Here is a 13,195-nt window from a genome sequence, read left to right as displayed (position 1 = left end):
GGCCCTTCGCAGTGGCTGTGTGTCGCTGCGATGGGTGAAATATGTACCAATGGTTCACATAGGTCAAGTACCAAAAGTACATATTTTTATCGAAGGTACACATTTCACCGATCTGGACCAGACGCAAGGCGCTAAAATGGGGGTCAACTAGAGGAGGGTGTGGATTGTGAGAAGACGGATTGCAGCGTCCGCGCTGGCACTGATAACCGTGTATTGCTCGGCCTACGGCGAGACGGAGACACCCAAGGCGCCGTACGACGCAGACGAGGCCACCTATGATGCTCAGCAGGTATGGCTATCAGGATGCTCTGATTTCAAAAACGGGCTGAACGAAGGCGATTTCATAAAGTGGCTACGCCTTGAGGGAAAGGTGAAGGAAATGCCACAACTCAGGAGAACGGCTGTGGTGAAGCTATACATGGATGGCTGGGATACGGCGCGAGCGATGAAGGGCGTCATAACGTGCAGCGCCTTCGCTCAGTCTCGCGCCGATGGCTATGCATCCGGTATCGACATCAGGCAGCCGTGAAGCAGGTGTAAAAAAGCCCAGCTGAGAACTGGGCTTGATGCTGCTGATTCTTAGATCATCCCGCCGCGCCATACCACGCGCCCGATGATTCGAACCTCGTTTATCTCCCCATCCCGCAGAGCCTCATCACCGTAACGCGCCTTGTCAGGGTTGTCGCTCCGGATGATCCAGCCTTCGATGTCCGATTTCACCAACCGCTTCACGATCGTACCTTTGGTGGTGCTCTGCATGGCGAATATCTGGCCGTCCTTCGGCTCGATTTTCGACTCGTCCACCAGAAGCACGTCGCCGTCGTTGATGGTTGGCTCCATGCTGTGCCCGTTCGCGTAAATGACGTCCAGGTGTCGCTGGTTCAGGTTGTTCGCCCGCAGCCAAGACGATTTGAAGGCCATGACGCCACGAATCTCGACGTGGGGATTATCGTCGCCTTCGCCGGTGGAGCCGCGCGCAGTGAGCTGGAGAACTCCGGTGTAACTCGGATCATCCTGCAGCTCAAAGCCGCGAGGCGGTATCCGAGCCTCTGCAGCTTGAGGCGGCGCTCCCTCAACCATCTCGCCGCGCCCGTACTCCAGCCACTCGACGCGAACACCGAGAGCATTTGCCACGGCGAGCATTTTTGCTCCGCCCGGCATCGACTCTCCGTTCAACCATTTGCTGGTGGCTTTCGGCGTGACTCCGGCCATTTTCGCCAGGCGAGCGCCAGCACCCCACTCAGGAATTTCTTTTGCCGCCAGCGCCTTCTTGAGGCGGGCGATGAACGCAAAGCGTAAATCTTCTATTTGAACCATGGGTACATGGTTGCATGCGCTTGCATGTACTTTCAGTTCCGACATAATATGTACCGCAAGTTCATATTTAACTCGGAGGCCTTATGCGGCCGCTCAAGAAATCGATTGATGACGCTGGTGGTGTTCCGTCCGTAGCTCTGGCTTGCGGCAAGACCCCGCGCGCTATCTACAAGTGGCTGGAAGCCGACGCTCTGCCGCGCACCGAGTACACCGGCGAAACCGAATACGCCAAAAAGATTGCCGATCTGGCCGCCAAAAAAGGCAAGCCATTCGATCCCGCCTGGCTTCTCGCCGAGGCGCACCCAAAGAAATCCGCTGCTTAACCATTTACCCGTAACCAAGGAGCCGCACATGCACTTTGATCCAAGCCACATGCACGACAGGCCAACGAAGGTTCGTCTCGACGAAGCTGCTGACGACCTACTCACCGCGATGGCTCGTTTCCAGCGCACACAGAAAGCTGTCCTTGCTCGAGAAATTCTTGAGCGCGGCCTGAACCAGATGATGGAAGAGCTTAACGCAAAGACCGATGTGGCCTGAAGTCGCCGAGGAGGCCCCGTGCCTGAAACAAAAGAGCTGGAAATCCAGCTGGATGGGAAGGGTGTAAGCGACCTGGAGTTACTGGCCAAGTCCGAAGGAATCACACCTCAACAGCTGGCTGCGCGAATCATCAACACAGCTCTCGACCGAATGACCAGAACATCTCCGAGCCGGAGCAATGTCAGGTCGCTAGGGAGAAAGGGCTAATCAGTCCCCTAGGGACTATTGAGGATCTGCCAATGAGTACCACCAAATCGCAGGCACAAAAAAGCCGGGGCGCAATCCCGGCTCTTTTTACTGCATACAACAAAACGTTCTGGAGCTGATTATGCACAGTTCACCCAATACCGGCAATACCCTCAGTGTCGCGACACGTTTTTCTAATTCTGAAAACGTGTCGCGAACCTCTATGTCGTCGCAAGAGATTGCGGAACTGGTCGGTTCCCGCCACGACAAAGTCAAACAATCCATCGAGCGACTGGCCGAGCGCGGCACCGTCCAACTTCCCCCAATGGGGGAAGTTAGAAATCACCTCGGTCAGAGCGTCAGCGTGTATCAGGTGTGCAAGCGCGACAGCTTCGTCGTGGTTGCCCAGCTCAGCCCGGAGTTCACCGCCGCGCTGGTGGACCGCTGGCAGGAACTGGAAGGGCAGATCGCCCAACCACGCGAACTGTCCCGCATGGATCTTATCCAGATCGCATTCGAGGCTGAGCAGCAGCGCCTGCAACTGACCATCCAGGTCGAAGCGCAGGCCTCGAAAATCCACTCCATGGAGAACCTGTTCAAGGAAGGGATGACCCACACCCAATTCTGCAAGGGCCTCAATGGGGTCAACGTCATGCAGGTTGGCAAGTTCCTCGAAGGCCGCAACTGGCTCTACAACGAGAGCAAATCCGGTCTGCGCTTCCGCGTGGCGTCCTACGCCCGTGACAAGTACATGACCGAGCATCAGCACGAAGTCACTCCCCACGGCAAAGAGCCGTTCGTTTCCTTCACTCCAGTTCTGCTCAAGAAGGGCGCCGTGCGTCTGTACGACCTGTACCTGGCTGGCGAGCTGCCAATGAAGAAGACCTGGGACGGGCTGTTCACCCATGACAAAGCACTGAGGGCCGCGTAATGGCCGGGGACTGGATCAAAATGCGAATCGACCTTCAGACACATCCGAAAGTTTTCCGCATGGTGTCCGCATTGAAAGCGGACAGACTTCGGATCATTGGCGGACTGCACATTGCGTGGAGCATCTTCGACACCCATTCCGACGACGGTGTGCTGCACGGCTACAGCGTCGATGCGATGGACGCAGTGGTTGGCTGGCCGGGCTTTACCCAGGCCATGATCGAGGTGGAATGGGCGTCCGTGCAGGAAGACGGAAGCCTTGTAATGCCTCGCTTTGACGAGCACAACGGTGCCAGTGCAAAGCGCCGGGCCAACGACAGCGAGCGCAAGCGTAACGACCGCAAAAACAACTCTGTCCGCAATGTGTCCGCAAGCGATGCGGACAAAACGCGGACCAGAGAAGAGAAGAGAAGAGAAGAGAAGAAAGAGCAAGATCAAAAGCATGGTGCTGGCGCACCGGCGAAGCCTGGCAAATTCGATCCCCTCACTGCTAAGCCTGAGAACGTGTCCGAAAAGGCGTGGGCCGACTGGTGCCAGCACCGCAAGGAAATCCGCAAGCCGCTGACCGCCAAGAGCTGTGAGCAGCAGGCCAAGGCGTTGCTGGGTCATGCCGCGCCGGATCAGGTTCTCGCCACCTCAATCTCCAACGGCTGGACCGGGATATTCCCGGACAAGATCGCCAGCAACGTGCACCCGTTCCCGCAATCCCGACACACCGGATTCGCCGATCGCGATTACACCTCCGGCCTGAAGCAGCGGGAGGACGGCACTTATGCGATCTGAAAACGTTCTCGCCATGCCGTCAGCCGTGCCAGCACCCCAGCAGGCCACTGGCTTATGCGCAGACCACGGCCAATTCCCCCAGACCATCAACATGATCTTCGGCAAGGTATTCAAGACCGGTTGCCCGGAATGCATGCGTATCGCCAAGAAGGAGGAGGCTGAGCGCGCGAAGATTCAGGAGCGGTGCGAGCTTCAGCTGAAGCTTGGAGCAGCACTGATCCCGAAACGGTTTGCTACCAAGACGCTGAAGGGCTACGTCGCGGAATCGAAAGAGCAGAAGGAAGCGCTCCGGGTTTGCCGAAAGTACGTGGACAAATTCCCGGAGATTTCCGAAACCGGTCGCTGCCTGCTGATGCTAGGCAAGCCCGGCACTGGCAAGACGCATCTCGGGGCAGCAATTGCCAACGAGCTGATGCGCAAAACCGCCGCTACGGCCGCGTACCGAACGCTCGGCTCAATCCTGCATGAGATCCGCGCGACCTACCGCCAAGGCAGTGAGCGAGCCGAAGGGCAGATCATCGCCGCCTTGGTGAGTCCTTCGCTGCTGGTGCTCGATGAGATTGGCGTAAGCAAGGAGACGCCGAGCGACTTCGAGCTGACGACTCTGTTCGCGATCATCAACGGCCGGTACGAGCAGATGCGCCCGACGGTGATCATCTCCAACCTTGACGGGAAGGCTTTGCCGTCAGCCATGGGTGAGCGCTGTGTGGATCGCCTGCGCGAGGGCGGGGTGATCGTTCTGCCTTTCGATTGGGAATCTCAGCGCGGCAAGGAGGGTTTCTGATGCGAGCCAATGTGAAAGACCTTCGCGCCGTTTTGATTCTGGCGGAGACATTCGCCAAGCATGGCGTGCTGTTCGTGCCAATGCCCGTGGCAGACGCCAAAGAGTTCGAAGAGCTCAAGGCCAAGGCCTGGCAGAAGCTGGATGAAATGGAAGCCGAAGCGGAGCAACGGACATGACCATCGACAAACAAGAACTTCAGAAGCTGCTGTGGGCCGAAGCCGCGTCATTCCGTGCCGACTGCGCAGACTGGAAGCGCAACACCGAGGCGCTGCAGGAATTCCTCAGGGAGAAGACCGTGGAGGAGGTGGCTCTGGAGCTGCTGGCTGACACCGAGGTGATTCGCAAGGATCTCGAATCGCACAAACGCATGCTTCTTGCGGCCGTTTGCGATCTTGGCGCGATTGGCGAAGCGCTCAAGTCCGACATGGACGCCGATGGCGATGAGTTGCTTGGCATGGTCATCGACCTGAAAGCACAGAACACCCGAATGCTGGGGTGGCTCAAGGACATTAGCCGCACCTCCGGCGACAAAGGTGCCGTCATGGGTGCGCGCCAATTGCTCAAGGAGTTCGGGCAATGACCGAATTCCCAATCCGCAGCCAGCGCGATATCAGCCGCCTCATGGGCGTCCTGCATGCAACCGACTTCACCAAACCCAAGATCGTGGTCATCAAGGACGAGAAACGCCCGGACGTCTGCAACCGCAAGATGTGGGCAATGCTCAAGGACGTATCCGAGCAGGTGGTCTGGCACGGCAAAAAACTGACCAGTGAGGACTGGAAGTGCCTTTTCAGTGCATCGCTGGAGAAGCAGCGTGCGGAGCCGGGCCTCGACGGTGGCTTCGTCGTGATGGCCGTCTCGACCCGCAAGCAGTCGCAGAAGTGGTTCAGTGATCTGTTCGAGCTGATGCATGCCTTCGGCGCCGAGCATGACGTGAAGTGGAGCGCTACTGATCACTGGGACGGCCGCTATGACCAATAAGCTCACCCTCCGCTACATCGCCTGGCAGGTTGCCACCGGGATGTTTGACGCTGACATGTACCGGGAGGCATGGAAGGGGCTCTACCGGCTCGGTTACGCATCGACCGCATTCGTACTGCGGCTGGCGATGCTGATCACGTTCCCGGTGTCGGTGCTGTTGCTGTGGGGATTCCTCCGTGTAATGGAGCCGATCAACCACAAGCGTCGGAAGGCTCGTAACGAGAAGGCCATGCAGGCCTATCGAAAGCGCCTGAAGGAGGCCGAATGACTATCGAAAGGAAGCAGCCCAAACCGAAGAAATGCCGAGTCGCGACCTGCCGGGCCTCATTCGTCCCGTCGCGGATGGGGCAAGCGGTTTGCAGCCCGGCATGCGCATTGATCGACGCGCCGAAGAATCAGGACAAAGCCCGCAAGGCCATAGCCCAGCGCGACCGCCGCGAGATCCAGGTGCGCAAGGAGAAGCTGAAGAGCAGGGCGGATCACCTCCGCGAAGCTCAGACGGCCGCGAACGAGTACATCCGCCTGCGTGACGCGCACCTGCCATGCATCAGCTGCGATTCGATGCCGAACGACAACGACCTGATGACGGGCAGCCGCTGGGACGCCGGCCACTACCGATCCGTTGGCGCCTGCCCCGAGCTGCGATTCGAGCCACTGAACATCCACCGCCAGTGCGTGAAGTGCAACCGAAACCTGTCCGGTAACGCGGTCGAGTACCGCATCCGGTTGGTGCTGCGCATCGGCGCCGAAACCGTGGCATGGCTTGAAGGGCCTCATGAGCCCCGCAAGTACACCGTCGAAGAAATCAAAACCATCAAGGCTGAATACCGGGCCAAGACCCGCGAACTGAAAAAGGGGCAGGCAGCATGAAAATCAACTCAGCGCGCCAGGCTTGGCATGACTGCAAATACAACCCGGCCCCCGGCCAGACCTCCGATGTCGTCCAGCTTGGCGTGGTGGTGCAGAACACGGAGCGCGGGCCAACGGCCAATCATGCCGTCCATGGCGCCCTGGCCGGTCACATCCAGTCAGCAATCGCCAGGCTTCACCCGCATATCCGCGTCTTCGGTGATTTCATGTACGCCGCCGATCAGAGCGACGACATCCGCGAGGCGGCCGAAGACGTGGTGTTCCTGCTGGTGCAAAACAGATCGCCACGGATGACTGCGGCCAAGCGCGAAAAGCTGGAGTACGTGGTGAAGGGCGTCATGAGCCGGTACCGCTACATGCACCAAGGTGGCCAGTCGGCCAATGAGGACCCGCTCGCCAACGCCGAGAAGTTCCGGGCGTGGCTGTGGCAGGTGTACGGGGTTCGGTTGGAGTCGTGCAACTGGGAGCGGGATTGGGGTGGTGTTCTGCAACTGATTTTCGAGTGCTGCGAGGATCTGGATCGCCGTGCACTGAGTCCAGTTGCTGCGGTAATTTACGAAATGCGTGAGGCCGCTTGAGGGCCTATTGCGTTCCCGTGCGGCTCATGGCATGATTTCGTCACTGTTAGAGTTTTGCCTCCGGCAACTTACTCATGATTCAAGAAAACCCGGCCATCGTGCCGGGTTTTTTATTGCCTGAAATTCGCCGTCATAGCTCCAGCGGTAGAGCAGTCGCCTTGTAAGCGAATGGCCCGGGGTTCGAATCCTCGTGACGGCACCACATTGGCGCGTAGCTCAGTTGGTAGAGCAGGCGGCTGTTAACCGCCTTGTCGGAGGTTCGAGTCCTCCCGTGCAAGCCAGCAACACTGTAGCCAGGACAGCCCCAGGGAAGGCCTGGACGTCGATAGCCGGATAGTGCGACGTACGGAATCAACACCGGCAGCCCCGCACTCTGACCTCACATGCTTGCAGAGTGGCGAGAGACTGGATCAGCGAGATCGATGCAAAGGGGCGTCGACGTTGAGAAGGCCTTTGGACGACAGCTCGGAAAGACGAGCGCACCTATTCAGGGCCTCAGCACTTGCAGGGGCTTTTTCGTTTTCGGCCCCGCCACACCCATTGCTCCGAGCTGGGAGTGCTGACGGGGCTGATTCAACACATGCCCCACGGAGTCGAGCGCATGGAGTTATTGCAGCGCCTGCTCGACAAAATCGACAGGTTTGAATTGCTGATCGCAGGATTGGTCGGTGCTGTCGTCGCAAGCTGGTGGCACAAAGACGACCTGGCCGACTGGCGGGCTTGGATGATCTTCCTGGTCACCGGCATTGCCTGCTCTCTGTACCTAACGAGCATGGTCAGCACCTATCTGGGTGTGACCGAGCCAAAGATCGTCGCGGGCATTGGCTTCTTGCTGGGCACCTTCGGCGGATCGCTGCTGGCAGCCATCAACCGAGCCATCAAAGCCGCTGACCTCTGGGCGCTAATTCGCCAGCGGTTCGGGGGAGGCAATCCACCATGAATCTTGAACTGATCAACTCCATCGCCTGCGGCTTGATTGCCTTGTGGGCGACCTGGTGTGTTCTGAGCGGGCGAGTGCGGGACGGTGTCATCGGCAAGCTGATCTACTCGGCGATTGCCATCAGCGGCTTCGTGGTGATGAGTCGCGACCAGAACATTTTCATCATGGCCCCGACCACTGCCGGGATCACATTGCACGTCTCATTGGCCCTTGCCGGTATGCGTCACATCTTCATGGTCATTTGGTGGCAGAGGGTGAAGGCGTGGTTATGCCGCACCATGAACTGTGAACACTGCATGGGGTGTGACAAGGCGCCTGGCGGGATTGACCGTCGACCCAAATAGGTCGAGACACATTTCTCGGTTCGTAAAAACGTGTCGCGACACTGAGGTGGTGAATGGATAGGCCTTTGCCTCCGGCATCGCTGCTCGACTTGTCCGAAGTCGGTATGCGCCTGAAGCCTGCTCCAGAAGTATGGGATTGGCTGCAAACCGAAATCCTCGCCGACACCGGCAGCATCCACAACGAAGACCACGCCCATCTGATCGATGCGGACGTGCGAGTCATGTGGGCGTCTGCTGCCTTCACGAAGAAGGGGCGCACGGTAGTCGGTCAAGCTGAACAGGTAGCGTTCCGCGCCGGTGGTTGGCAGAAAGCGAGGATGGAACAGCAGATGCTGGATTGGTTCGGCGCCGTGCCAGCCTACATCATCACCCTGGCGGCTGACTACTGCGCCCAATGCTCTGACGCTGACTTCTGCGCACTGGTCGAGCATGAGCTCTATCACATCGCTCAGGCCAAAGATCAGTACGGCGCACCCAAGTTCACCCAGGAAGGATTGCCCAAGCTTGAGATGCGCGGACACGACGTTGAAGAGTTCGTCGGTGTGGTGCGTCGGTATGGTGCAAGCCCTCAAGTGCAAGAGCTGGTGGACGCTGCAAACAATCCCGCTGAGGTGGGGAAATTGAATATATCGAGGGCCTGCGGAACCTGTCTGCTCAAGTCGGCCTGATTCTGGACAGGCATTGGACGGATGAGAATTTATGGCTGCCCTTCAAACCGACGTGAAGGCCTTTATCGTTCAGGCCCTGGCATGCTTCGACACGCCTTCTCAGGTGGTTGAGTCTGTCCAGAAAGAATATGGAGTGACGATCACCCGCCAACAGGTTGAGACGCACGACCCTACAAAGACTTCAGGTAAGTGCCTGGCCAAGCGCTGGGTGACGTTGTTCGAGGACACCCGAAAGCGCTTCCGCGAAGACACCGCCGACATCCCGATCGCCAACCGGGCGTTCCGATTGCGTGCCCTTGGCCGAATGGCTGAGCGCGCTGAAAGCATCAAGAACCTTGCACTGGCCGCTCAACTCATGGAGCAGGCAGCCAAAGAGACTGGCGGGGCATACACGAACAAACAACAGGTGGATTTGAGTTCCGCTGATGGCTCGATGAGTCCCAAGGCGGTGCCAACCGGAGTAGATGCGGCCCTCGTTAAGGCCCTGGTAGACAAGCTGGTTGACTGATGGCTATCAAACCGATCGAGTGGGACACGCTTTCCGTTGACGAGCGTGCCGCCTTGATCGCGGCTGGCGAGCATAGTCCTCTGGCCTTCACCAGCCTGTGGTTCAACATCACCCAAGGCGACAGCTTCAGAACGAACTGGCACCACCACTATTTCGACTACGCCGCCCGCAAGATGCTGGAAGGCGAAGCGCAGAACATCGTCGTCAACATCCCACCGGGCGGCACAAAGACCGAATTCTGGTCGGTGCACCTTCCGGTCTACACGATGGTCAAGCACCGCCGGGTGCGGATCCTCAACACCAGCTACTCCAAGAATCTGGTGGACGAGAACAGCGAGCGCAGCCGCGCCCTGGTCAAGTCCTCAGAGTTCCGCGAGTTCTACCCCTTCGACATCGAGAAGGACAAGGTAGACGACTGGACGCTGGCTAAGGATGGGAAGCGCGTACACCAGCTATTCAGTCGCTCCAGTGGTGGACAGATCACCGGCGTCCGTGGCGGCTACATGGGCGACGGCTACACCGGTCACATCCAGGCGGATGACTGGGACAAGATCGACGACCTGTTCAGCGAGGCCAAGCGGCGCAAGTCGCACACGCGCCTGGTGAACACCCTGCGCAGCCGGAAGGCGCACAGCGGCACACCATTCGTCGCGATCCAGCAGCGCGGACATGTCGACGACTCGACTGCGTTCCTGCTGTCCGGCGGCATGGGCCTGAAGATCGATCTGCACATCAAGATCCCGGCCCTGGTCAATCAGGAATACATCGACAGCCTGCCAGACGGCATCCGCGAGCGCTGCATCAAGAGCGTATGCGGGTCCGAGCAGGTCGACGGCTATTGGTCGTACTGGCCGGCGAAGGAAAACGTTCACGATCTGATCGCGCTCCGTACGGCTCACCCGTACACGTTCAGCAGTCAGTACATGCAGAACCCCGACACGCTCGACGGCGGGATCTTCTCGGCTGACGACTTCCAGTACTACGGCGACGTGGACGCCGGCGCCGATCTTCCTCTGCCGGAGAAGTTCGACTACCGCTTCATCACCGCAGACACCGCCCAGAAGACCAACACCTGGAACGACTGGACTGTTTTCGCGGAATGGGGCGTGGCCGAGGGGCGCATCTACCGGCTGAGCATGAAGCGCGGACGGATGGATGCCAAGACCCTGCGTCGCGAGTTCGAGGCATTCGTCAAAGGCGCATGGGCCAAGAACGGGAAAGCCAACGGCATCCTGCGTCGGGTCTACGTCGAGGACAAATCAAGCGGCACCGGCCTGATCCAGGAGATGGAGAAGCGTCTGCCGCTCAAGGTGACGCCAGTCCCTCGGGATCGCGACAAGCTGACCCGCGCACTCGACGTGCAGGGATTCCACGCTGCGAAGCTGGTCTGCCTTCCGTACGACGACAGCCAAAACTACGAGTTCGTGTGTGAGGTCGCGTCCTTCACTGCCGACGACAGCCACAAGTACGACGACCAGACCGACGTGATGATCGACGCCTTGTCCGAGGTTTACATCAAGGGCAAACGATCGATCCGCGACCTCCTATAACCCAATCGGTGACCCCATGAGCAAGAAGGGCTTAGTGCCAGCAGACAAAAAGCTGGGCAAAGCCCTTGTGCGGGCCGCTCAGAAATACGAGGCGCAGATCAAATCGTCGAGTGACGGCCTGGTGAACGTCGTATCCGGCCTTGGCACCCAGAAGGCCAAGCGCTCACACAACCAGTTCCAATACGGGTTCCTGAACGACTTCCAGCAGCTGGACGCGGCATATCAGACCAGCTGGCTTGCCCGGGCGATCGTGGACTACCCGGCCGAGGACATGACCCGCGAGTGGCGCACCCTCAAGTGTGACGACGCGGACGTGATCCGGGCCGAGGAAGACCGCCTGCAACTGCCGGCCATGGTGAGCGAGGCGACCAGTTGGGCGCGCCTGTACGGTGGCGCAGGCATCCTCATGTTGACCAACCAGGACCTGACCAAGCCGCTCAAGCCGGAAAAGATCAAGAAGGGCGACCTGTACCGCCTTCTGGTCATCGATCGCTTCGACATGACGGCGATGGACCTGAACCAAACCAACATCTTGGCCGCGAACTACTTGCAGCCGGAGTTCTACACGATCTCTGCCGGTGCACAGCAAATCCACTGGACGCACTTCGCCCGGTTCGCCGGCGCCAAGCTGCCACGCCGCCAACGGGCGCAGACGCAGGGCTGGGGAGACTCAGAGCTGCGCAAGTGCCTTGATGACGTGATGGACATCGTCGCCAGCAAGGACGGCATTGCCGAGCTGATGCAGGAAGCGAACGTCGACATCATCAAGCGCGAAGGCCTCTCGGATGAGCTGGCAAGCGATCAGGACGACGCCATCACAGCGCGTTACGCCCTGTTCAGCATGATGAAATCATCGATCAATCTGGCGCTGCTGGATGGCGAAGAGACGTACGACCGCAAAACTCTGGACCTTTCCGGGGTTGCGCCAGTGCTTGACCTGCTCATGACCTGGATCGCCGGTGCCGCTGGTATCCCGGTGACGCGCCTATTCGGCGAGTCTGCCAAGGGCCTGGGCAACGATGGCCAGGGCGACGACACCAACTACTACAACCACCTGTCATCGAAGCGCCTGACGCAGATCGATCCCGGTCTTCGCCAGCTCGATGAGGTGATGGTGCGTTCGGCCACCGGCCGGTGGCTGGATGACTTCAACTACGTCTGGAATCCGTACAAACAGCCGGACGCCGTGCAGATATCCGCTGCCAACAAGGCCAAGGCCGAGACCGATATGCTCTACAAGGACGGCGGGGTTGTGACCACCAGCCAAATCCAGCGCCGCCTGCAGGCCGAAGAGCTCTACCAGTTCGACGACGACAAGATCGCCGCGCTGGAGGCTGATGAGGACCTGACCATGTTCAATGACCCGGTGGATGCTGACGACAAGGTTGAATGACCATGGACATGATCGGCATCCAGTACAACGCCAAGCTGCAGCGGCTGGTGAAGCAGGTCAAGGCGTCGATCAGCAAAGAGATCATGCCGCTGGTTCGCCAGCTGGCGCCGGAGTACACGCAGGACGCGGTAGTCACGACTGATGCTTGGTCTGACCTGATCATCAACGCCATATCAACGCTGGTTAGTCGCTGGTCATCGCCGACGGTGCAGGCGGCAGGTGCGCGTATCGCCGGCGAGTTCGTTCAGTCGTCGCTCAAGAAGTCCGAGCGAGATCTGAAGAAGTCGGCCGGCATCGACGTGTACAGCGGCAACAGCGCCATGCAGGACTACCTGAAGGCCTCCGCCCAGCAGAACGCCCAGCTGATCAAGTCCATCCCCGCCAAGTACCTGGATGAGGTGCAGACGTTGGTGCTGGCGAACATGCGTTCCGGTATGCGACCTGGCTACATCGAGAAGGCGTTGCAGGAGCAGTTCGGGGTGACCCAGCGTCGCGCCAAGATGATTGCCCGCGACCAGACATCGAAGATCAATGGCGAACTGGCTGAGAAGCAGCAGAAGGGCGCCGGCTTCGAGTACTTCCAGTGGATTGACTCCGACGACAGCCGTGTCCGGCACCGACACTCGGAGATCGCCAACAAGGTCACCGCCTACGGCAAAGGGATTTACCGCTGGGACGACCTGCCACTGAGTTCCGAAGGAAAGCCAATCAAACCCGGCTCCGACTATCAGTGTCGATGCATCGCGCGCCCAGTGAGCGCTCGCGAGGTCAAGGCCAACCAAGACGCAGGCCGCACAGCGCCGGGCGTCTACCGCTAATCCAT

At 59.2% G+C, this 13,195-nt stretch carries 20 protein-coding genes and 2 tRNA genes; 21 read left to right on the top strand and 1 reads right to left on the bottom strand.

Going from position 1 to position 13,195, the window contains the following annotated elements; genetic code table 11:
• Positions 1 to 166 precede the first annotated feature (166 nt).
• The gene (locus tag L8H52_RS24635) at positions 167 to 529 is read left to right on the top strand and encodes a hypothetical protein (RefSeq protein ID WP_242209152.1); all 363 of its coding nucleotides are present in this window, start codon (positions 167 to 169) and stop codon (positions 527 to 529) included.
• A gap of 50 nt (positions 530 to 579) precedes the next feature.
• Here the strand turns inward: L8H52_RS24635 and L8H52_RS24630 are convergent, their stop codons facing one another.
• Entirely contained in the window at positions 580 to 1,317 is a 738-nt protein-coding gene (locus tag L8H52_RS24630) for a LexA family transcriptional regulator (RefSeq protein WP_242209206.1), read from the bottom strand.
• Between the two features lie 83 nt (positions 1,318 to 1,400).
• Between L8H52_RS24630 and L8H52_RS24625 the strand changes: the two genes are divergently transcribed.
• From L8H52_RS24625 to L8H52_RS24530, 20 genes are all read left to right on the top strand, one after another.
• Positions 1,401 to 1,640 (top strand): helix-turn-helix domain-containing protein, encoded by a 240-nt coding sequence (locus L8H52_RS24625; RefSeq protein ID WP_242209153.1) that lies wholly within the window; start codon positions 1,401 to 1,403, stop codon positions 1,638 to 1,640.
• Positions 1,641 to 1,668: 28 nt separating this feature from the next.
• The gene (locus L8H52_RS24620) at positions 1,669 to 1,857 is read left to right on the top strand and encodes a hypothetical protein (RefSeq protein WP_220558448.1); all 189 of its coding nucleotides are present in this window, start codon (positions 1,669 to 1,671) and stop codon (positions 1,855 to 1,857) included.
• 409 nt (positions 1,858 to 2,266) lie between these two features.
• A complete protein-coding gene (locus L8H52_RS24615; RefSeq protein ID WP_242209154.1) occupies positions 2,267 to 2,974 on the top strand; it encodes a Rha family transcriptional regulator in 708 nt (235 codons plus the stop codon).
• Positions 2,974 to 3,756 carry a Pyocin large subunit-like protein gene (locus L8H52_RS24610; RefSeq protein WP_242209155.1) on the top strand — a complete coding sequence of 261 codons (783 nt, stop codon included), beginning with the start codon at positions 2,974 to 2,976 and terminating at the stop codon, positions 3,754 to 3,756. The genes L8H52_RS24615 and L8H52_RS24610 overlap by 1 nt, the downstream gene beginning before the upstream one ends.
• The gene (locus L8H52_RS24605) at positions 3,746 to 4,540 is read left to right on the top strand and encodes an ATP-binding protein (protein ID WP_242209156.1); all 795 of its coding nucleotides are present in this window, start codon (positions 3,746 to 3,748) and stop codon (positions 4,538 to 4,540) included. The genes L8H52_RS24610 and L8H52_RS24605 overlap by 11 nt, the downstream gene beginning before the upstream one ends.
• On the top strand, positions 4,540 to 4,716 hold the full coding sequence (locus L8H52_RS24600; protein WP_242209157.1) for a DUF1382 family protein: 177 nt from the start codon (positions 4,540 to 4,542) through the stop codon (positions 4,714 to 4,716). The genes L8H52_RS24605 and L8H52_RS24600 overlap by 1 nt, the downstream gene beginning before the upstream one ends.
• Complete coding sequence (locus L8H52_RS24595; RefSeq protein WP_242209158.1) at positions 4,713 to 5,120, top strand: hypothetical protein; 408 nt, start codon at positions 4,713 to 4,715, stop codon at positions 5,118 to 5,120. The genes L8H52_RS24600 and L8H52_RS24595 overlap by 4 nt, the downstream gene beginning before the upstream one ends.
• The gene (locus L8H52_RS24590; protein WP_242209159.1) at positions 5,117 to 5,521 is read left to right on the top strand and encodes a recombination protein NinB; all 405 of its coding nucleotides are present in this window, start codon (positions 5,117 to 5,119) and stop codon (positions 5,519 to 5,521) included. The genes L8H52_RS24595 and L8H52_RS24590 overlap by 4 nt, the downstream gene beginning before the upstream one ends.
• Positions 5,511 to 5,789 carry a hypothetical protein gene (locus tag L8H52_RS24585; protein ID WP_242209160.1) on the top strand — a complete coding sequence of 93 codons (279 nt, stop codon included), beginning with the start codon at positions 5,511 to 5,513 and terminating at the stop codon, positions 5,787 to 5,789. Before L8H52_RS24590 ends, L8H52_RS24585 begins: the two co-directional genes overlap by 11 nt.
• A complete protein-coding gene (locus tag L8H52_RS24580; protein ID WP_242209161.1) occupies positions 5,786 to 6,391 on the top strand; it encodes a recombination protein NinG in 606 nt (201 codons plus the stop codon). The genes L8H52_RS24585 and L8H52_RS24580 overlap by 4 nt, the downstream gene beginning before the upstream one ends.
• Positions 6,388 to 6,969 (top strand): hypothetical protein, encoded by a 582-nt coding sequence (locus L8H52_RS24575; RefSeq protein ID WP_242209162.1) that lies wholly within the window; start codon positions 6,388 to 6,390, stop codon positions 6,967 to 6,969. The genes L8H52_RS24580 and L8H52_RS24575 overlap by 4 nt, the downstream gene beginning before the upstream one ends.
• A 126-nt stretch (positions 6,970 to 7,095) precedes the next feature.
• Positions 7,096 to 7,171 (top strand) — tRNA-Thr (locus tag L8H52_RS24570).
• 2 nt (positions 7,172 to 7,173) lie between these two features.
• Positions 7,174 to 7,250 (top strand) — tRNA-Asn (locus L8H52_RS24565).
• A gap of 320 nt (positions 7,251 to 7,570) precedes the next feature.
• Positions 7,571 to 7,909: an MFS transporter gene (locus tag L8H52_RS24560; protein WP_097090027.1), complete on the top strand. Its 339-nt coding sequence runs from the start codon at positions 7,571 to 7,573 to the stop codon at positions 7,907 to 7,909.
• Positions 7,906 to 8,253: a hypothetical protein gene (locus L8H52_RS24555; protein ID WP_242209163.1), complete on the top strand. Its 348-nt coding sequence runs from the start codon at positions 7,906 to 7,908 to the stop codon at positions 8,251 to 8,253. Before L8H52_RS24560 ends, L8H52_RS24555 begins: the two co-directional genes overlap by 4 nt.
• A gap of 53 nt (positions 8,254 to 8,306) precedes the next feature.
• On the top strand, positions 8,307 to 8,921 hold the full coding sequence (locus tag L8H52_RS24550; protein ID WP_242209164.1) for a putative metallopeptidase: 615 nt from the start codon (positions 8,307 to 8,309) through the stop codon (positions 8,919 to 8,921).
• A gap of 31 nt (positions 8,922 to 8,952) precedes the next feature.
• Positions 8,953 to 9,429, top strand: coding sequence for a DUF2280 domain-containing protein (locus L8H52_RS24545; protein WP_242209165.1), 477 nt, complete (start codon positions 8,953 to 8,955; stop codon positions 9,427 to 9,429).
• Positions 9,429 to 10,979, top strand: coding sequence for a phage terminase large subunit (gene terL, locus L8H52_RS24540; RefSeq protein WP_242209166.1), 1,551 nt, complete (start codon positions 9,429 to 9,431; stop codon positions 10,977 to 10,979). Before L8H52_RS24545 ends, terL begins: the two co-directional genes overlap by 1 nt.
• Positions 10,980 to 10,995: 16 nt before the next feature.
• Positions 10,996 to 12,372 carry a DUF1073 domain-containing protein gene (locus L8H52_RS24535; protein WP_242209167.1) on the top strand — a complete coding sequence of 459 codons (1,377 nt, stop codon included), beginning with the start codon at positions 10,996 to 10,998 and terminating at the stop codon, positions 12,370 to 12,372.
• A 2-nt stretch (positions 12,373 to 12,374) separates the two neighbouring features.
• Positions 12,375 to 13,190, top strand: a complete 816-nt coding sequence (locus L8H52_RS24530; protein WP_242209168.1) for a minor capsid protein — start codon at positions 12,375 to 12,377, stop codon at positions 13,188 to 13,190.
• Positions 13,191 to 13,195: the final 5 nt, after the last annotated feature.

The sequence above is a fragment of the Pseudomonas sp. CROZ-RG-20F-R04-15 genome (assembly GCF_022662375.1).
Lineage (GTDB): Bacteria > Pseudomonadota > Gammaproteobacteria > Pseudomonadales > Pseudomonadaceae > Aquipseudomonas.
Note: the sequence above shows the minus strand (reverse complement) of the source record. Positions and strands in the feature narration are given on the sequence as shown.